This window comes from Streptomyces sp. NPDC058231, assembly GCF_042882275.1.
Classification (GTDB): domain Bacteria; phylum Actinomycetota; class Actinomycetes; order Streptomycetales; family Streptomycetaceae; genus Streptomyces.
Genome location: NZ_JBHVWN010000039.1, coordinates 43,748 through 63,072, shown reverse-complemented (window position 1 = coordinate 63,072; position 19,325 = coordinate 43,748). Strand labels below are relative to the sequence as shown.

Annotated in this window: 15 protein-coding genes and 1 pseudogene; 4 read left to right on the top strand and 12 right to left on the bottom strand. The window is 71.5% G+C overall.

Annotated features, from left to right (window positions below; translation table 11 throughout):
- Positions 1–13 precede the first annotated feature (13 nt).
- The gene (locus ACFVXE_RS24200) at positions 14–1,018 is read right to left on the bottom strand and encodes a ketopantoate reductase family protein (RefSeq protein ID WP_389674008.1); all 1,005 of its coding nucleotides are present in this window, start codon (positions 1,016–1,018) and stop codon (positions 14–16) included.
- 622 nt (positions 1,019–1,640) lie between these two features.
- Between ACFVXE_RS24200 and ACFVXE_RS24195 the strand changes: the two genes are divergently transcribed.
- Positions 1,641–2,468: an ABC transporter ATP-binding protein gene (locus ACFVXE_RS24195; RefSeq protein ID WP_389674007.1), complete on the top strand. Its 828-nt coding sequence runs from the start codon at positions 1,641–1,643 to the stop codon at positions 2,466–2,468.
- Positions 2,469–2,500: 32 nt separating this feature from the next.
- On the opposite strand, the gene ACFVXE_RS24190 is transcribed toward ACFVXE_RS24195, so the two are convergent.
- The 6 genes from ACFVXE_RS24190 to ACFVXE_RS24165 form a co-directional block, all read right to left on the bottom strand.
- Positions 2,501–2,881 carry a DUF4440 domain-containing protein gene (locus ACFVXE_RS24190; RefSeq protein WP_389674005.1) on the bottom strand — a complete coding sequence of 127 codons (381 nt, stop codon included), beginning with the start codon at positions 2,879–2,881 and terminating at the stop codon, positions 2,501–2,503.
- Positions 2,874–3,422 (bottom strand): DUF1697 domain-containing protein, encoded by a 549-nt coding sequence (locus ACFVXE_RS24185; protein WP_389674004.1) that lies wholly within the window; start codon positions 3,420–3,422, stop codon positions 2,874–2,876. Before ACFVXE_RS24185 ends, ACFVXE_RS24190 begins: the two co-directional genes overlap by 8 nt.
- A gap of 86 nt (positions 3,423–3,508) precedes the next feature.
- Complete coding sequence (locus tag ACFVXE_RS24180; protein WP_389674002.1) at positions 3,509–4,711, bottom strand: S8 family serine peptidase; 1,203 nt, start codon at positions 4,709–4,711, stop codon at positions 3,509–3,511.
- 415 nt (positions 4,712–5,126) lie between these two features.
- Positions 5,127–6,437 (bottom strand): extracellular solute-binding protein, encoded by a 1,311-nt coding sequence (locus tag ACFVXE_RS24175; RefSeq protein ID WP_389674000.1) that lies wholly within the window; start codon positions 6,435–6,437, stop codon positions 5,127–5,129.
- Positions 6,437–7,276, bottom strand: coding sequence for a carbohydrate ABC transporter permease (locus tag ACFVXE_RS24170; RefSeq protein WP_389673999.1), 840 nt, complete (start codon positions 7,274–7,276; stop codon positions 6,437–6,439). The genes ACFVXE_RS24175 and ACFVXE_RS24170 overlap by 1 nt, the downstream gene beginning before the upstream one ends.
- A complete protein-coding gene (locus tag ACFVXE_RS24165) occupies positions 7,273–8,232 on the bottom strand; it encodes a carbohydrate ABC transporter permease (RefSeq protein ID WP_389673998.1) in 960 nt (319 codons plus the stop codon). Before ACFVXE_RS24165 ends, ACFVXE_RS24170 begins: the two co-directional genes overlap by 4 nt.
- 125 nt (positions 8,233–8,357) lie before the next feature.
- On the opposite strand from ACFVXE_RS24165, the gene ACFVXE_RS24160 reads away from it, so the two are divergent.
- Positions 8,358–9,224, top strand: a complete 867-nt coding sequence (locus tag ACFVXE_RS24160) for a phosphotransferase enzyme family protein (protein ID WP_389673997.1) — start codon at positions 8,358–8,360, stop codon at positions 9,222–9,224.
- A gap of 531 nt (positions 9,225–9,755) precedes the next feature.
- Here ACFVXE_RS24160 and ACFVXE_RS24155 read toward each other — a convergent pair.
- The 4 genes and pseudogenes from ACFVXE_RS24155 to ACFVXE_RS24140 all read right to left on the bottom strand — a co-directional run bounded on the left by ACFVXE_RS24155 (position 9,756) and on the right by ACFVXE_RS24140 (position 13,299).
- Positions 9,756–10,607 (bottom strand): PHP domain-containing protein, encoded by an 852-nt coding sequence (locus ACFVXE_RS24155; protein ID WP_389673996.1) that lies wholly within the window; start codon positions 10,605–10,607, stop codon positions 9,756–9,758.
- Positions 10,608–10,889: 282 nt separating this feature from the next.
- Entirely contained in the window at positions 10,890–11,609 is a 720-nt protein-coding gene (locus tag ACFVXE_RS24150) for an exonuclease domain-containing protein (RefSeq protein WP_389673995.1), read from the bottom strand.
- A gap of 62 nt (positions 11,610–11,671) precedes the next feature.
- Positions 11,672–11,977, bottom strand: a pseudogene (locus tag ACFVXE_RS24145) (3'-5' exonuclease); the annotation flags it as partial.
- Between the two features lie 89 nt (positions 11,978–12,066).
- Positions 12,067–13,299 carry an SAV2148 family HEPN domain-containing protein gene (locus tag ACFVXE_RS24140; protein WP_389673993.1) on the bottom strand — a complete coding sequence of 411 codons (1,233 nt, stop codon included), beginning with the start codon at positions 13,297–13,299 and terminating at the stop codon, positions 12,067–12,069.
- Between the two features lie 345 nt (positions 13,300–13,644).
- On the opposite strand from ACFVXE_RS24140, the gene glgX reads away from it, so the two are divergent.
- Both glgX and treY read left to right on the top strand, forming a co-directional pair.
- Positions 13,645–15,816, top strand: a complete 2,172-nt coding sequence (gene glgX / locus ACFVXE_RS24135) for a glycogen debranching protein GlgX (protein WP_389673991.1) — start codon at positions 13,645–13,647, stop codon at positions 15,814–15,816.
- 87 nt (positions 15,817–15,903) lie between these two features.
- Positions 15,904–18,300, top strand: a complete 2,397-nt coding sequence (gene treY, locus ACFVXE_RS24130; RefSeq protein WP_389673989.1) for a malto-oligosyltrehalose synthase — start codon at positions 15,904–15,906, stop codon at positions 18,298–18,300.
- Here treY and ACFVXE_RS24125 read toward each other — a convergent pair.
- The gene (locus tag ACFVXE_RS24125) at positions 18,260–19,273 is read right to left on the bottom strand and encodes a cytochrome P450 (protein WP_389673987.1); all 1,014 of its coding nucleotides are present in this window, start codon (positions 19,271–19,273) and stop codon (positions 18,260–18,262) included. The genes treY and ACFVXE_RS24125 overlap by 41 nt on opposite strands.
- Positions 19,274–19,325: the final 52 nt, after the last annotated feature.

Sequence of the window (19,325 nt, the reverse complement as noted above, 5' to 3'; positions counted from 1 at the left end):
GGCCTCCGGCCGGTCAGGACGCCGCGTCGACCAGTGCGGTGAGTGCGGCCGCCGGCATCGATCCGGGCTCCCGCCGCTCGCGCGCGAACGCGTTCGCGGTGCGCCGCAGTACGTCGTTGACCGGTGTGGGCACCCCGTGCTCCCGGCCGAGCAGCACGATCTCGCCGTTGAGGTAGTCGGCCTCGATGGTGCCCGTGCCGCGGCTGAGACTCTGCCAGGACGAACTGGCACCGCGCGGCGAACCGTCGAACGGCTCGATGCGCATGCGGCCGCCCCGCGCCTGCTCCTGTTCCTCCCGCCCCACCGCGTCGATACCGGCGGCCGCCAGCACCGCACGGCCCTCGGCGAGCGCCCGTTCGAACAGGTCGAGGGCGGCGTGGTTCCCGGCGAGCGGTCCGGTGACCGCCTCGATCGAGTTGGCGAGGTTGGAGAGCAGCTTCCCGTACTTCCAGCGCATCACGTCCGGCACGACGGGGGCGAGCAGCTTCGCCTTCTCCAGGTCGGCGGCGATCCGCCCGGCCGTCGCGTCCGTTCCGGCGGGGTAGCGCCCCAGGTGCAGGATGCCGGTCAGCGGGGTCCCGGCCGCAAACACCTCGCCGGGCCTGACGAAGGTGGCGGGCAGCCAGACGCACATGCCGTACACGTGTCGGAAGCGGCGCAGCGCGAGGCGTTCGCTCTCGACTCCGTTCTGCGCGCAGATCAGCGGCAGCAGCTCACCCGCGGTCCCGCCGCCCGCCACGGGCCGGCTGCTCCAGGCGTCGAGTGCGGCGACGCTGTCCTGCGTCTTGACGGCGAGCACGAGTACGTCGTCCGGGGTCAGGTCGAGAGCCTCGGGCCGGTCGACGACGGGGAGCGGGTGGGTGCGCGGGCCGTCGGGTGTGACGAGCCGGAGTCCGCCCGTGCGCACCGCCTCGTACTGCGCGCCCCGCGCCACCAGGACGACCTCCAGGCCGGCCTCGGCGAGCCGTCCCCCTATCGCGCCGCCGACAGCGCCTGCCCCCACCATGATGTAGCGCATCCGGGCTCCGTCCAGTCCGTCGTAGGTCGTCCGTGGCCGTCAAATCCTATGCGGGCGGCTCTTGTTCCACGGAGCGGCCTCCTCCGCGGCGGGCCCGTCCGAGCAGCGGCCGCGCCGGGCGCATCGGCCTCCGTCGGCGGCGCCGGCGGATCCGGCCCGGTGCCCGCCGGCCGGCCGGACACCAGGGACCCGCAGGCAGGGAGGTAGAATCCGTTTCATCGGCCTGGACACCCGTACCGTCGGCCGGCTTCAGGCGGCACTCTCCCCGACCGGGATCGCCCCGGTGCAGAAGCGTTCCAGGTCTTCCCGACCGGTCGCCCGACGTGGTGCCGCGATCCGCGAGACCTCATGGGTTCGCGCTCCCGCTCCGGTTCCCCTGACGAACGGCGACGCACCCGACCGGTCCGTCCGCCGCGCGGCGCTCGTCGGCCGGCTCGGTGCCGCCCAGGTCCGGATCCCTCCCGACCACCCTCCGCGCCGGTGTTCCGAGCCCTGCCCTGCACCGGGCGGAGGCTCGCCCGGTACGTCCGGCCGAGAGCCTCATGGCTCCGGGAGACCTGCTGTCCGCCGAGGACCTGAGCCTCCCGGAGATGCTCGCCCCCGCATGAAGGAGTACCCGCCCATGGCCACCACCCCCTCCACGACCGACGCTGCCCCGGTACCGGTCATCCGGGCCGACGCCGTACGGCTCGTCAGGGACGGCAAAGTCCTGCTCGACTCGGTCTCGCTGACCGTGAGAAGCGGTGAGCACTGGGCGCTGCTCGGTGCCAACGGGGCCGGAAAGAGCACGCTGCTCGGCCTGCTCGGTGCGGTCACCCACCCCACCGACGGGTCGGTCGAGGTCCTGGGCCGGACGATCGGACGGGTCGATCTGCGGGAACTGCGGACCCTGCTGGGGCACGTCAATCCCCGCCATCCTCTGCGCTCCCCGCTGTCGGTGCACGAGGTGGTGCTGACGGGCCTGACCAACTCGGTCGAACCGGTGCCGCGTTGGTCCGCCGACGCCGAACAGCGCGCGCAGGCGGACCGATTGCTGAAGATGCTGGGCATGGAGGGGAAGACCGGCTCGCGCTGGCCGTCGCTCTCACAGGGTGAGCGGGGCCGGACGCTCATCGCCCGGGCGCTGATGCCGGAGCCGCGACTGCTGCTCCTCGACGAGCCGGCCACCGGACTGGATCTCGCCGCCCGTGAGCAGCTGCTGGACGCCCTGGACACCTTGCGCGAGGAGCACCCGGAGCTGGCGACGGTGCTGGTCACCCACCATCTGGAGGAGCTGCCCGCCTCCACCACGCATGCCATGCTGCTGCGGGCGGGGCGGTGTCTGGCCTCGGGGCCGGCCGACGAGGTGCTCACCACGGACCAGGTCAGTGACTGTTTCGGGCATCCGGTGCGGATCACCCGTACGGACGGCCGGTGGACGGCGCGGGCGCAGCGCGTCGCACGTATCTGACGCGCGTCCGTGGACGGCGGGCTCGCCCGCCGTCAGTCGCCGGACGGTCCGCCGGCGAAGACGGTCGCCTGGTGGAAGTAGAGCAGCCAGTTCTTGCCGGTCAGCCGCCAGAGCGAACTACGGTGCGCCCGTACGCCTTTGGCCTCCGAGTCGAAGGTCAGATGGACCAGGCCGTCGGCGAGCTGGACGCCGTGCATCCGGGAGGCGGTGAGCGGTCCGGGCCGGGGTGCCCGGTCCGCGACCAGGGAGGCGATGGTCGCGTCCCGGTCCCAGAAACGGCCGGTGGTGTCGATCTCGCGGAACTCCGGGTGCAGCACCCGGCCGAGGAGGACGGCGGAGTAACGGACCAGCGGGTCGAGGAGGCTCAGCTCGCCCTCGACGGCTGCGGCCACTCCGGGCAACGGCTCAGTCACGTGTCATCTCCACGAGTTTGCCGACGGTGTTCCAGTTGCGTGTGGTGGCGACCAGGCCCTTGGTGAGCGCGGGGCGGTGGAGCGCTGCGGCGAGCCGGGAGCGGCCGAGCCCGTCGGGGGCGTAGAGGTAGAGCGCGCGGTTGCCGAGCCGGAACTCCTCGGGGAGGAAGGCGCCGGCCTCGACCGGGGTGAAGCGGGCGGCGTCCACCGGCCGGTCGAAGTAGGTGACGTGCAGCTGCCTGCCCTGGAGAGCGCCGACCGGGAACGGGCAGTCGTCGGCGACGGAGGCGAGATAGGCACCGTCGCGGACCAGACACGGGACCGCGAAGCCGAACCGTTTCTCGATGGACCGCTGCAGCTCGGCCGCGAGCGCGTCCTCGTCGTCCGAGGAGCTGCTGAAGACGGCGTTGCCGCTCTGCAGGTAGGTCCGGACGTTCTCGTGGCCCAGCTCCGTGAGCAGGGTGCGCAGTTCCGCCATCGGAACCCTGTTGTGGCCGCTCACGTTGATCCCGCGCAACAGCGCCGCGTACATCGTGGTCATGGGCACACCATAGGACCATCCGCCCGAAGAGTGCGACCGCCGCGCCCCGTGGGGGAGGGCGCGGCGGCCGCTGTTCCGGTGGGCCGCTACTCGACGATCTTCAGCAGCCGGTTCGGAGTTCCCTCGGTCGCGTCGGAGATCGCGTCCGGGGTCGCGCCGTCGGTGAGCGCCGCGGCGACCTCCGCCGGGGTGGCGTCCGGGTGTCCGGCGAGGTAGACGGCGGCGGCACCGACGACGTGCGGGGTCGCCATGGACGTGCCGGAGATGGTGTTCGTCCCCTCGTCGCTGTCGTTCCAGGACGAGACGATGTCCGAGCCCGGCGCGTAGATGTCCACGGTCGCACCGTAGTTGGAGAACGAGGACTGCTTGTCGTCCACCGTGGACGAGGCGACCGTGATGGCCTCCGGGACGCGGGCCGGGGAGCTCTCGCCGGCGTCGGCGGACTCGTTCCCGGCGGCCACCGCGAAGGTGACTCCGGAGGCGATGGCCTTCTGGACCGCGGCGTCGAGCGCCGGGTCGGCGCTGCCGCCGAGGCTCATGTTGGCGACGGACGGGCCCTGGTGGTGCTCGGTGACCCAGTCGATGCCGGCGACGACCTGCTCGGTGGTGCCGGAGCCGGCGTCGTCCAGGACGCGGACGGCGACGACCTTCGCCTTCTTGGCGACGCCGTAGGTGGCCCCGGCGATGGTGCCGGCCACGTGCGTACCGTGGCCGTTGCCGTCGTCGGCGCTGTCGTCGTTGTCCACGGCGTCGAAGCCCGAGACGGCCCGGCCCCCGAACTCCTTGTGCGTGGTCCGGACACCGGTGTCGATGACATAGGCGGTGACACCGTCGCCCGCGCTGTCCGGGTAGGTGTACGCCCGGTCGCCGGCGGTCGCGGTCTGGTCGATCCGGTCGAGACCCCAGGACGGCGGGCTGTCCTGGGTGGTGTCGATGTGGAATTTCTTGTTCTGGACGACCTTGGACACGGCCGGGTCGGCCGCGAGCCGCTTGGCCTCCGTCCGCGAAAGCCCGCTGGCGGAGAAGCCGTTGACGGCGGAGCTGTAGTTGCGCTTCAGCTTGCCGCCGTACTCCTCGGCGAGCTTCGCCTTGTCGGCCTTCCGGTCCAGCATCACGATGTAGCTGCCGGGGACGGCGGTCGCCGCGCCGGCGCCGTAGACGGTGCCCGCCGCCGGCGCGGGGGCCGCTCCGGCGAACGATGTGTCCAGCACGGTGACTCCGGCGGCCGCGACGACGGCGGTGACCGCTGCGGTCAGCTTGGTCCGGCGGACGTGTTTGTGTGTGGCCATGAAGAGGGGTCTCCTCGTCATTCTTTGTGGGGGGATTGGCCCTCGGCCGGAAGATCTCCGGGGGCTGGCTCGAAACCCTGACCGATTGACGCGAGCAGATCAACCCCTTCATGCAGCTGTGACTTACTCAACAAGGTTTCGTAATAAGAAACCGGCCGGCAGCGGTCAAGTCGGACAGCCGCTCGCCGACGACCCGTGACCGCAAGGCGTTCGGGCCGGCCTCCGGGCGGTCCGAACGGCAGCTGGATGCCCCGCCGCCGGCCCACCGGGAAGCGGACGGGCACGCGGGATCGACACCTGGAGCGGCGGTCGATGCGCGCGGCGCCGGCGGGCGGCGGTCTCCACGGGGGCGCTGTGCACCGTCCCCGCGTGGAGGCCCGCGAGACGTCCCGGCCGCGCTGAAATCGCGCGCCCGTCAGCGCTGATAGCGGGCCAGAACCCGGTTCCCGTCGTCGACCAGGCGCTTCTTCAGCTCTTCCTCGCCGATCGCGCCGCTGTAGTACTCCTGGAGAGCCGGCGTGGCGACCTTGTCCTTCCATTCGGGATAGCCGCGCACGGTCTGGGCGGGCGCCGGGCGCAGCGCCTCCGCGAGTGCCGCGCCGGTCGCCCAGCCGTTCTCCGGGGTGTGCAGCGCGGGGTCCGCCAGCGCCGCCGTACCGGTCGGCAGCATCCAGTCCCCCTTCGCCAGGCGGACCATGTTCTCCGGACGGAGCAGGAAGTCGATGAACTCCACGGCCGCCTTCTTGTGCGGGCTGGACTCGGCGACCGAGAGGGTCTGCGGGCTCACCCCCTGGGCGAGCCCGTCGCTCCCGGCCGGGGCGGGCAGCACCGTCCAGTCGAAGCCCTCGGGGGCCTGTTCGACGACCTGCTGGCGGTACGAGAAGCCCAGCGGAACCATCGCGTACCGGCCGCCGAACAACCCCGGGAGGGTGTCGGAGCCGCCCATGCCGAGCGCGGCGGGAGCGGCGCTGTGGTCGGTACCGACCTGGTCGTGGACCGTGTCCGGCATGATCCGGTCGCCCTTGCCGAGGCGGATGGTCACCTTTCCGTCGGCGCCGCGGTGGAAGAGCTGACCGCCGCTGGAGACGCCGAGGTTCAGGGTGACGGAGACGGGTTCCCGCAGCGGCCAGGCGATCCCGTAGGTCGCCTTTCCCTTTCCCTTGCCCGTCAGTTCCCGGGTGACGTGCCGGAACTCGTCCCAGCTCCAGGGCTTCGCAGGGGTCGGGACACGGACCCCGGACGCCTTGAGGATCTTGGCGTTGGCGATCAGGACCCTCGGTTCCTGGAGGAACGGCACCCCGTAGACGCCGTCGCCGAAGGTCGCGGTCCGCCAGCTCTGCCGCGGAATGTCGTCGGCCAGCCGTTTCGGGAGCAGGGTGCGCAGGTCGGCGAGGTATCCGCCGTACGCGAAGTCGGCGAGGTCGTCGGAGGCGTCGTGGATGACGTCCGGGGCCTCGTCGCCCTCGAAGGAGGTGAGCAGCTGATCGTGCACGCTGTCCCAGCTGCCCTGGACGTACTCGACCTGGACGTCGGGGTGGCTCGCGTTCCACTCCCGGACGAGCTGCCTGTTGGCGTCGACGGATTCCTTCTGCCAGGCCAGCGACTGGAAGCGGAGCTTGATCTTCCCGCTGCTGTCCGTTCCACCGCCGCCTCCGCAGCCGGTCAGGAGCAGGGTCAGGGCGGCGGCCGCGGCGGCCGCCGCGCGTACCCGGGCGCGGGCGCGCATCAGCTCTTCACCGCCCCGGCGAGCATGCCACCGGTGATCCGGCGCTGGATGACCGCGAAGATGACGAGGGAGGGCAGGGTGGCGAGGAACGCGGCGGCGGCGAGCGGACCGAGTTCGGCCGCGCCCTCCGCGCCGAGGAAATGGGTGAGTACGACCGGCAAGGTCTGCTTCTCCGGTGTCTTGAGCAGGACGAGCGCGAAGAAGAACTCGTTCCATGCGGTGATGAACGCGAAGAGCGCGGTGGCGACGATTCCGGGGGCCATCAGCGGGGCGGTGACCGAGGTGAGCGTCCGCAGCCTGCCTGCGCCGTCGACCGAGGCCGCCTCTTCGAGTTCGCGCGGTACGGCCCGGACGTAACCGACCAGCATCCACAGCGCGAACGGCAGCGCCCAGACGACGTACACCATGATCAGCCCCCACCGGGTGTTGATCAGATGCAGATTCTTCAGGACCAGGAAGAGCGGAATGATCAGCAGGACGAACGGGAACGCCTGGCTGACCACGACCCAGCCGGTGGCCGCCGCCGAGAGCCTGGTGCGCCGGCGTGCCATCACGTAGGCCATGGGTGTGGCGACGACGACGGCGATCAGGGCCGCGGTTACCGCGGCGATAAGCGAGTTCGCGGCGGCGTGGAGCAGCGGCTGCTCGTCGAACGCCTGCCGGAAGTTGTCCAGGGTCGGATGCCGGGGGATCCAGGTGGGGTGCAGGGAGCCCAGTTCGCGTGCCGGTTTGAAGGCGGTCGAGATGAGCCAGAGGAACGGGAACGCCAGGAAGACGAGGTAGCCCAGGAGCGCCGCGTACTGTCCGGCCCGGGCGGATCTGCGGGTACGGAGACTCACTGGTCCTCACCTCCCCTGATGCGGCCGACCAGATGGAAGGCGAGGGCGATGGAGATCACCGCGACCATCACGCAGCCCATCGCCGCCGCGTAGCCGAACTGGCCGTAGCGGAAGGCCTCCTCGTACGCGAAGAGCATCGGCAGCCGGGTACGGCCGCCGGGCCCGCCGTTGGTCAGGACATAGACCAGCGCGAACGAGTTGAAGTTCCAGATGAGGTTGAGCGCGGTGATGGAGAGCGCGACAGGCCGGAGAGCGGGCCAGGTGACGGTACGGAACCGGCGCCAGGCACCCGCGCCGTCCAGGGCCGCCGCCTCATGGAGTTCGTGCGGCGTGTTCTGGAGTCCGGCCAGGAGGGCGACCGTGGTCTGCGGCATGCCGGCCCAGACGCCGACGAGGATCACGGCGGGGAGTGCCGTGCCGAGTCCGGTGAGCCAGTCCCGGCCGTCGCCGAGCCCGAGGTCGCGGAAGGTCTCGTTGAGGACGCCGGCGTCGGGGTTGTAGACCAGTCGCCACATGATGCCGACGACCACTTCGGGCATGGCCCACGGGACGATCGCGAGGGCCCGCGCCAGCCAGCGCATCCGCAGGTTCTGGTTGAGCAGGAGGGCGAGGCCCAGCGCGAGCACGAACTGCGGGACGGTGACGCCGACCGCCCAGACGAGGCCGATCCGGAACGATTCCCAGAAGAGGGTGTCGTGGAGCAGGTCCTGGAAGTTCAGGCCGCCGACCCACTGGGTGGAGCGGGTGCGGCCGGACTGGGCGTCGGTGAATGCCAGCGCGACGCCGTAGAGCAGCGGGCCCACGCTCAGGATCAGGATCGGGATCAGCGCGGGCAGCACCAGGAACCAGGTGCCGGAGTTCCGGTTGCTCCGTGGCGCTGAGCTCCGCTGCCCGGACCACGGGCCGGAGGGCGGGTCGTGCTGCCCGGGTCGCACCGCTGCATTGGCCAATGTCATGAATTCGCCCCCTTGCGTCATTGGATCTGTTTCATCCAGACCTGGCCGCTCAGGTGGCCTCCGCCATGGTCCTGACGGTCCGTCGGTTCGTCAAGGTGGCCTGCACGGATGCGAAAATCGACGCCATGAACGAGATGCGTGCGCGCGAGGTGCTGACCGCCGCCGGCCTGTCCGACGGCGCGGAGCTGCTCGCGCTGGGTGAGAACGCGGTGTTCGCCGTCGGTGACCTGGTGGTCAAGGTCGGCCGGGACGCCGTGCAGAACCCGGAACTGCTGAGCCGGGCCGAACGTGAGGTGGCCGTCGCGGAGTGGCTCGCCGCGTCGGGGGTCCCCGCGGTGCGGGCCGCCGAACCGAAGGCCCGATCGGTCGAGGGGCACCCCGTGACGGTGTGGCACCGGCTCCCCGACGCGGTACGCGCCGCCGAGCCGCGGGATCTGGCACAGCTGCTCACCCAGGTCCACGCGCTGCCCTCCCCTGAGGGGCTCGCACTGCCGCGGCGGGAGCTGCTGGGCGGGGTGGAGCGGTGGCTGCGGCTCGCGGGGGACGCGATCGATCCTGCCGACGCCGCGTATCTGCGCGAACGGCGGGACGGGTTCGCCGCGGCGGCCGCGGCGCTGGTGCCGCATCTGGCCCCGGGGCCGATCCACGGCGACGCGCTGCCGCGCAATGTCCATGTCGGTCCGGACGGACCGGTGCTGGTGGACCTGGAGACGTTCTCCATGGATCTGCGCGAGCACGACCTGGTGGTCCTCGCACTGTCCCGGGACCGGTACGGGCTGGCGCCGGAGGCGTACGACGCGTTCACGGACGTCTACGGCTGGGACGTCCGTGACTGGGACGGGTGCGCGGTGCTGCGGGGGGCACGGGAAACGGCCAGCTGCGCATGGGTCTCGCAGCACGCGCCGGGCAACCCGAAGGCGCTCGCGGAGTTCCGGCGCAGGGTCGCGTCCCTGCGCGACGACGATCCGGAGGTGCGCTGGTATCCGTTCTAGGGGGTGTTTCGAAAGTCCCGCCTGCTCGGCGACGTCTCGCACGCACGCTCGCCGCGTTGTCGGGATCCCCCCGATACATCCAGTATCGGGGCGACCCTCCGCCTTGCGATCGAATCCACGGGCTTCGCGGCGTCCCCGCGCCGAGAGGTGGCCGGGAAGCCAGCCGGTGGAGATGCCGGCCTCGTTGTCCGTGGTGGTGGCGTGCGTCTCGTAGATGATTTCCACTGCCGTGCGAGGGCTCCTGGGGTGCGGGTCTGCAGAACGACCGGGTCATGCCGCGTCAATGATGAGGGGGCGTCCGCCCCACCGGATGCCCCTTCTCGCTGCGGATGCGGGCGCGTTCGCGGCGTTGGGCTGCGAGGACGTCTGGGTCAGTCTGCGCATACGGACAGGCTCGGCCACCGCACCTCCACCGAACGGATCGGATGTCACCGCGCATCCAACCGCGCCGACCATCAAAACCGGCGAACCTGTGCGATCACAGCCAGCCCACCTGATGCAGGGCTTACGGGGTGGCTGACGCAGGCGAGATCAGTCCACGCGTCCCCAGAGGTCGTACGGGTTCGCCCCGGGGCGGAACCCATGAGCTTCTGCCATCTGTGCCGCCTCACGGAAACCGCGGGCGATGGCTGAGGGGTCGTGGGCGTCGCTTCCGAACGTCACCGCGTCTCCGCCTTCTTCGTGCCACCACCGCAGGATGGTCGCGTGCAGCGGTATGCGGGTGCTGATCTCCAGCGCCCTGCCCGACCGGGCAGTCGCCCGCAGCGCGTAGCGGAACTCGTCCTCGAACGCCGAAAGTTCGAACGGCCCGGCCTTCTGCTGCGGCCAGTAGCGGATCGGGTAGTCGATGTGGGCCAGCACGGAGAACGCATCGCTTTCGCTCACCAGCCTGGCCACTTCAGCCAGGTACTCCCGGACGACCTCCGCCGCCTCCCCATGCTCGTACAGGCCCGGCGGCTCGGCGAACCCGTCCCCACCCGGAAGTGGAAGGCAGTGCAGGGAGCCGAGCACCCGGTCGAACCGGCCGGCGCCGAGCACCTCCGCGATGGCCGCAGCGTGCCAATGCGGTTCTCCCATCTCCAGGCCGCTGAGGATCCGAAGCTCCGGGAACCGTTCGCGGCACTCCTCGATCGCCTCCAGATACCCGGAGGCGTCGAATTTCGGGGGAGTCAGCTGCCCGTCCGGCGTGGCCAGGGCAGCGAGATGGTCGCTGGCGTGGAGGCCGTCGAGGGCGACGGTCCAGACGGTGTGGTCGAGATGTTCGGTGAAGGCGATCGCCGGCAGACTCAGGTCCACCGCCTGCGCGCAGGAGAGCTCCATCGAGCCCATCGGTGCGTCCCAGGACCACTCGCTGTGCACGTGACTGTCCGCGGGCAACGTCACGAGTCCCCCCGTTCCCCAGGTGCATCGACCAGCACCACGACCGTCCGCCGCACCCCCGCCGGGTTTTCCGCGGGCCGGCTGATCCGCTTCAAGCGGCTGCCCTCCTCCATGCTGACCGGCCGGACGAACACACTCGGTCGACGCTCCACGACCACCTCCGAGATCAGGTCCGGGAAACAGTCTGCTGACCACCGGACGGCACGTCGATCAGCGGGCCAACGATGTGAGCCGAGCCACTGGTCGGGGCCGGTCGCCCCCGGCTCCGGGCGGAATTTCCGGCTGTCAGCGGACGTACGGCACGACGGGCCAGGCCGGCTCGACTGTCGCTTCGGGGTTCGAGGTACGACGGAGGTATTTCTCCAGCGAAGCCGCCTGCTCGGCTGCCGCACGAACCTGGAGGTCGTGCAGCTCCGTGGGAGCCAGCGTCCCTATGACCGAGTGTTTGACGCCCATGGACCGCGCCGCACGTGCCGCAGCCAGTGCGTCCGCGACGGCGTTGTGCGCGTCATCGAGCGGCACTCCGTAGTGCTCGCAGAGCGCCTGGAGCTTCCTTGACCCCTTCCGATACCGGTCCACGTGCTTGTCCAGGACCAAGGGATCGATGACGGGCGACAGCGCTGCCCCTCCCCGCAACCGCTCGACCAACGGTTCTATACCGTGCCGTCGGCACTCGCGGTCAAGGAGCGAGAGGTCGTACCGCGCGTTCATCACCACCAGCGGAGTCCCCGAGTTCAGCACCTCGGCGACAGCTGAGGTGATCTCCTCGATCGCAGGATTTGCCGCAACCCCATGCCTGCGGGCGTGCTCCGTGGAGATGCCGTGGATGGCCGAAGCCTGTCGCGGGATGGTCACCCCCGGATCGAGCAGCCACGTCCGGGCCTCCGGCGGTCGCCCATCCGCCTCCACGGCCACGACCGCCGCGGTGACGATCCGGTCGGCCTCGATGTCGGTCCCTGTGGTCTCCAGGTCGAAGGCCACCAACGGTCCGCTGATCCAGCTCATCACAGGGCCCCACCCACCAGGGCGTCCTGAGACACCTGGGACGCACCCGGAGTGCGGGGACCAAAGGCCGCGTCGTACGCGACGACCGGCACCCCCTGGCGCCGGAAGCCCGTGAGCGTCCCGGCGACCTCCTCCGCCACCTCACGCACCGGCCGGCCCTCCGCAGCCGCCCGCTGGCTGCTGATGCCGTGGATCGCCGAGGCCTGCGTGGGAATCCGGATGCCGGGATCCGCCGGCCAGGTGCGCGGCCGCGAAGGCTCCCGGTCCGCGCCGCCGACGATCGCGGCTGTCACGATCCTGGCCTCCAGCGGTTCCGTGCCCGTCGTCTCCAGGCCGAAGCCGACCAGTGGCTCCCGGTGCCAGTTCATCCCGTACCTCCTTCGTGGTGCTCTCCCCCAGGTGACGACCACCCTGTCATGCACCACTGACAACGCGTACGAGAGGTGGGCGCGACGCCTCAGGAGACCGGCCGGGAGTCCGCCCAAACGGACTCGAACTCCTCGCGGTACGTCTCGAAGAGTCCGTGCTCGTGGTCCTGCCCGGCCCGGACCACCGCCCTTCCCCCGCCCCGCAGCACCAGCACGGGTGCCTCCATGCCGCGTGCGCGCCGCAGATAGGGCTGGACGACGCCGACCGCGTCCGCGCCGTCGCCGTCCACCAGATAGGCGGTGAAGCGCGGCGTCTCGTCGAAGACGTGGATCTCGAACGCGCCCGGATCACGGAGCTTGGAACGGACCCGGCGCATGTGAAGGATGTTCATCTCCACCGACCGGCTCAGCTCGCCCTTCTTGATGCCGAGTTCCCGCTCGCGGCGTTTGACCGCGCTGCTCGCCGGGTTGATGAACAGCAGCCGGATCCGGCAGCCCGATTCGGCGAGCCGGACCAGCCTGCGCCCGGAGAAGTTCTGCACCAGCAGATTGAGGCCTATGCCGATCGCGTCGAGCCGGCGCGAACCGCCGAAGAGATCCTCGGCGGGCAGCTGGCGCTGCAGCCGGACCCGGTCGGAGTGGACCGAGACCACATCCGCGTACCGGTCTCCGACCAGCTCCTCGACGGCGTCGACCGGCAGCCGGTCGGCGGACGGGACCGCGGCGCCGCTGCCGAGGATCTCCAGGAGCCGCGCGGAGGCGCGCTCGGCCTGGGCGAGCACCGCCTCGTTGAGCGCCCGGTTGCGGGAGACCACGTTACGGGCGACCTCCAGCTCGTCGAGGGCCAGCTCGACATCGCGCCGGTCGTCGAAGTACGGCTCGAAGCAGGGCCAGTGCTGGACCATCAGCTCCCGCAGCTGCGGGAGCGTCAGGAAGCTGAGGACGTTGTCGTCGGCCGGGTCGAGCAGATAGCCCTTGCGGCGGGAGACCTCGCGCACGGCGACGGCGCGCTGCACCCATTCCTGTCCGGCGGGCCCTGCGGCGGCGACCACCCAGTCCTCGCCGTGCACCGGTTCGTAGATCGGCCGAAGCACCGCGGCCACCACGGCACGCAGCCGCTGCTCCACGAGATTCAGCCAGATGTAGGCGCGTCCGGCCCGCTGGGCCCGGGTCCGGACCTCGCTCCAGGCGTCCGCGCCCCAGTCCAGTTCGGCGCCGATCTCCATGGGCTGCGCGAGCGACACCGCCCCGGGCGGGGCGTCGCCGGATTCCCCCTCGTGACCTGCGTCACCTGGAGGCAGCTCGAACCCTCCCGAGCTCACCCGCGCACCGCCTTCCACTCCCCCACCAACGATCAAGGAAGGGTACTCCGGGAGCGGGAGCCGGTGCAGCAGGATGCACAGGCTCCTTTCCCAACTCCTCCATGTGACACGCCTGTTCTTGCGACGAGATCTACCGGAGTGAGCTGATTCATAGTGATTGGGTATCCCCTCGGAGGTCGCATTCCGGACGCGCGACCCGGTCAGGTTCTCGGATTCCGGTTGCGGGCGACACGAAAGGACCCGAAGTTGACGCACCCTGAGCGGGCGCCACTCTTTCGGGGAAGATCTGGCCGGTCGGTCCCAAGCGCCCCCACCACGGGGATCAGAAGTGAAAGAGTCATATCCATGCAGGTCTGGCCGGGACAGGCGTATCCCCTCGGCGCCACGTACGACGGCGTCGGTACCAACTTCGCGGTCTTCTCCGAAGCCGCCAACAGAATCGAGTTGTGCCTGCTGCACGACGACGGTTCCGAAACGGCGGTGGAGCTGAGGGAGACCGATGCCTTCGTCCGCCATGCCTACCTGCCCGGGGTGATGCCCGGTCAGCGGTACGGATTCCGGGTGCACGGGCCGTACGAGCCACAGCGCGGAGCCCGCTGCAACTCGGCGAAACTGCTCCTCGACCCGTACGCGCGTGCGGTCTCCGGACAGATCCGGTGGGGCGAGGCGGTGTACGGATATCCGTTCGGCCGGCCCGACGCGCGCAACGATCTCGACTCGGCGCCGCACACCATGTCCTCGGTGGTGGTCAACCCGTACTTCGACTGGGGCGACGACCGACGGCCCCGTACGGACTACCACCGCACGGTGATCTACGAGGCCCATGTGAAGGGTCTGACGATGCTGCACCCGGGGCTGCCGAAGGAGCTGCGCGGTACGTACGCGGCGCTGGCCCATCCGGAGGTCATCGCGCACCTGACGGAGCTCGGGGTCACGGCGATCGAACTGATGCCGGTGCACCAGTTCGTCCAGGACCACCGGCTGGCGGACGCCGGCCTCGCCAACTACTGGGGCTACAACACCATCGGTTTCTTCGCCCCGCACAACGCCTACGCCTCCCGGGGCGACCGCGGCGAGCAGGTGAGTGAGTTCAAGCAGGCCGTGCGGGCGCTCCACCAGGCGGGCATCGAGGTGATCCTCGATGTGGTCTACAACCACACCGCTGAGGGCAACCACCTGGGGCCGACGCTCTCCTTCCGCGGGCTCGACAACGCCTCGTACTACCGCCTCGCGGACGACCAGCGGTACTACATGGACACCACGGGGACCGGGAACTCGCTGCTGATGCGGTCCCCGCACGTGCTGCAGCTGATCATGGACTCGCTGCGGTACTGGGTGACCGAGATGCATGTGGACGGCTTCCGGTTCGATCTGGCGGCCACGCTGGCCCGGCAGTTCCACGAGGTGGACCGGCTGTCGTCGTTCTTCGACCTGGTGCAGCAGGACCCGGTGGTCAGCCAGGTGAAGCTGATCGCCGAGCCGTGGGACGTGGGCGAGGGCGGCTACCAGGTGGGGAACTTCCCGCCGCTGTGGACGGAGTGGAACGGCAAGTACCGGGACACGGTCAGGGACCTGTGGCGCGGTGAGCCGCGCACCCTCGCCGAGTTCGCGGGGCGACTCACCGGATCCTCGGACCTGTACCAGGACGACGGCCGGCGACCGCTCGCCTCCATCAACTTCACCACCTGCCACGACGGGTTCACCCTGCACGACCTGGTGTCGTACAACGACAAGCACAACGACGCCAACGGCGAGAGCAACCGGGACGGCGAGAGTCACAACCGGTCGTGGAACTGCGGCGCGGAGGGCGAGACGGACCAGCCGGAGGTGCTGCAGCTGCGCGAGCGGCAGATGCGGAACTTCATCGCCACACTGATGCTGTCGCAGGGGGTGCCGATGCTGAGTCACGGCGACGAGTTCGCCCGGACCCAGCAGGGCAACAACAACGCCTACTGCCAGGACAGCGAGTTGTCCTGGGTGCACTGGCCGGAGCCGCGGAAGGCCGACGCCGAGGAGGACGACCGGGACGACCAGGAGGACCGGGACGACCCCGATCCCCCCACCAGTCTGCTGGAGTTCACCCGCGCGATGGTCTGGCTCCGCCGTGACCACCCGGTCTTCCGGCGCCGCCGCTTCTTCCACGGCCGGCCGGTGGAGGGCACCCACGACGAGCTGTCGGACATCGCCTGGTTCACCCCCGAGGGCGGCGAGATGACGCAGCGGGACTGGCAGGCCGCGCACGCCAAGGCGCTGACGGTCTTCCTGAACGGGCACGCCATCTCGGAACCCGGGCCGCGGGGGGAACGGATTTCCGACGACTCGTTCCTGCTGATGTTCAACGCGAGCGCCGACACGCTGGAGTTCGCCGTCCCGGTCAACCACGGGCGCCAGTGGTCGGTGGTGGTCGACACGGCCCGGCCCGACGGGGTCCAGCCGGGTGCGGGGCCGAAGGTGGTGGCGGGTGAGCGGGTGACGCTGGTGGGGCGGAGCATGGCGGTGCTGCAGCGGCCGGCGTAGCCGGAAGGTGCGGCGCGGGCCCCTCGTCCGGATGGATCGGCCGGATGCGGTGTCACAGTCGGCGCCAAGCTGGGTACGTACGTTCGCATGACGCCCACAGCCACCTACCGGCTGCAGCTCCAGCCGGACTTCCCGTTCTCGGCCGCCGGACTCGCGGTGCCGTACCTCGCCGCGCTCGGCGTCTCCCATCTGCATCTGTCGCCCGTCCTCGAAGCCGTACCCGGCTCCAGCCACGGCTACGACGTGGTCGATCACAGCCGGGTCCGGGCCGAGCTGGGCGGCGAGGACGGGCTGCGGCAGCTGGCGGACACCGCGCGGGGGCACGGGCTCGGACTGGTGCTGGACATCGTGCCGAACCACATGGCCGCGGTGCCCCGCCACAACCGCGCCCTCTGGGAGGTGCTGCGCGAGGGCCCCGGGTCGCCGTACGCCCGCTGGTTCGACATCGACTGGGCCGCGGGCGGCGGGCGGGTGCTGCTGCCGGTGCTGGCCGGCCGCGTCGGCGACGAGCTGGAACGGTTCCGGGCCGACGGGGAGGTGCTGCGCTACGGCGAGCAGGAATTCCCGCTCCGGGCCGGCACCGGGGGCCTGCCGCTCGCCGAGCTGCTGGACGCCCAGCACTACCGGCTCGGCTGGTGGCGGCTGGCCCGTACCGAACTGAACTACCGGCGCTTCTTCACCATCTCGGACCTCATCGGGCTGCGGGTGGAGGACCCGGAGGTCTTCGCCGCCACCCACGGCAAGATCCTCGAACTGGTCCGGGACGGTGTCGTCGACGGGCTGCGCATCGACCATCCGGACGGGCTCGCCGACCCCGCCGCCTATCTGGAGCGGCTCGGCGAGGCGACCGGCGGGCGGTGGACGGTGGTGGAGAAGATCCTCACCGGCGCCGAGCCGCTGCCCGCCGGCTGGGCCGTCGCCGGGACGACGGGGTACGACGCGCTGCGCCGGATCGACGGGCTGTTCATCGACCCGGTGGGCGTCGCCGAGCTGCTCGGCCGGTACCAGGAGTTCGCCTCCCCGGCCGGGGACCGCGGCGGCCACTGGGCCACGACGGTACGCCGCGCGGCGTACCGGGTGGTGACGCACGAGCTGGCCGCCGAGACCGCTGTGCTCACCCGTCTCGCCGTACGCATCTGCGCCGAGGACCCCGCACTGCGCGACCACGCCCCCTGGGCGCTGCGCACGGCCGTCACCGAACTGCTCGTCCGTGTCCCGGTCTACCGGCCGTACGTCACAGCGGGCGGTGCCTGCTCCCGCGAGGCGGAGGCGACCCTGCCGGACGCGGCCGTGCGGGAGGCCAGGGCGGTGTTCGCCGTGCCGGAGGAGGCGTCGGCCGTCGACGTGGTGCGGGAGCTGGCGCTCGGGCGGCTCGGTGGCGGGCCGGACCGGGCGGCGTTCTGTGCCCGGTTCGCCCAGACCGCGTCCGCGCTGCGGGCCAAGTCGGTCGAGGACACGGCGTTCTACCGGTACGTGCCGCTGATCTCCGCGACCGAGGTGGGCGGCGACCCCGGGGCCCCGGCGGTCGCTCCGGACGAGTTCCACGCGTTCTGCACCCGGCTGGCACGCGACTGGCCCACCACCGGCACGGCGCTGACCACGCATGACACCAAGCGCAGCGCCGACGTACGGGCCCGGATCGCGGTCCTGTCCGAGTGCCCGGAGCAGTGGTCGGAGCTGCTCGCCGGGCCGGCCCTGGCGGCCCCGGCGGCGCCCGACCCCCAGCTGGCCTGGCAGGCCTGGCAGACGGCGTTCGGCTGCGTGGGGCTGCCCGCCGATGAGCTGGCCGGCCGGCTCGGCCCCACGCTGCTGAAGGCGGTCAGGGAGGCGGGCCTCTTCACCAGCTGGACGGAACCGGATCCGGGGTACGAGCAAGCGGTGTCGGACTTCGTCGCGGCGGGGCCCGCCGCCGGAACCGGCCGGGCCCGGGCGGCGCTCCGGCAATTCGCCGACGCGCTCGACCCGTTCGCCCGGGCCAACGCCCTCGGGGCCGCGCTGGTGCAGCTGACCATGCCGGGCGTGCCGGACCTGTACCAGGGCACGGAGCGGGAGTACCTGGCGCTGGTCGACCCGGACAACCGGCGGCCGTTCCGCCGTCCGTCCGCGGACGGTCCCGCGGACGAGAAGGCAGCGCTCACGGCGGCGGCTCTCCGGCTGCGGCGCGACCGGCCGGAGCTCTTCGGCGAGTCGGGGACGTACACCCCGCTGACCGCGCACGGCCCGGCGGCCGCGCACTGCCTGGCCTTCTGCCGTTCCGGCGAGGTGGTCACGGCGGTGACCCGGCTGTCGTTGCGGCTGGCCGGGGCGGGCGGCTGGCGCGACACGGAGCTGGCGCTGCCGGACGACGGGCGGCCGTGGACCGATCTGCTCACGCCGGACCGGGAGTTCCCCGGGGGCCGGGTCCCGGTGGGTGAACTGTTCGCGGAGCGGCCGGTGGCGCTGCTCAGCCGGGCCGTACGAGAAGCGTCCGCGGGCCGCGGGTGAGCAGTCCGGTGGAGACCGGACGGAACCCCTCCGCCCAGCGGATCCGCGGCATGGCGTCGAGCAGGGCGCGCACCCCCTGCTCGGCCTCCAGCCGGCCGAGCAGGACGGCGGGGCAGGACTCGGGGCCTGCCGTGGACCGGCCCTGGTCCGTCCGGAAGGGGTCGAAGCGGTCGGGTGCGGCATAGCGCTCGGGGTCGCGGCAGGCGGCGCCGACCAGGCACGCGACGGGCGCCCCGGCAGGGAGCGTGCCGCCGCTGACGACGACCTCGGCGACGGTGCGGCGCAGCACGACCTGCACCGGCGGGTCGCGGCGCAGCGACTCGGTCCAGGCGCGGTGGGCCAGGCCGGGTTCGACGCGCAGGGCGGTCAGCAGGTCGGGGTCGTCCAGCAGGTTGGCGAAGAGGGAGGCGAGCGCGGTTTCCCGGAGGCCCGTCCTGCTGGTGCACGGGATCGGGGCCGCCACGGGTGGCAGTCCTGCCGGGTACGGTCCGCCGGAACCCACCGGCAGCCATCGGCAGAACTCCTCGACGAGATCCGCCTGTTGGCGTCCTGCTATGCGGCGGGCGAGAACGTACGCCGTCCGTGCGACTCGCTCGGTGAGGTGGCGTGGCGCGGACGGAGCCGCCCGCGCCGGGTCCTGTTCCCCGGGCGTGCAGCGCGCGCTCCCGTGGCAGAGTCCGCGCGGTGCGGGGCCGCCGCGGGGAGCACCGTCGTGCGGGAAGCCGGTGAACCGTGGATCGGTGAGGGCGGTGGTCACATCGGCGTGCCGGCTGAGCAGCCAGGCGCCGAGGGGTGCGTCGTAGCTGAGCGGGTACGTCTCGCGGAGCACGCGGTAGAGCCGGTACGGATCGTGTGCGGCGCCGGGGGCGAGCAGGCTGGGGCCGGTGCGGGCGTACCGGGCTCCGCGGGTCCGTCGCGCGGCGCGGCGGACGGGCGGGGGCGCGGGTATGCCGTCGGGCGGGTCGGCCTGCATCCGTTCCCCCCGGGCTCGGTGCGCCGCGGTGCGGCGGGGACGACTCAAGTGG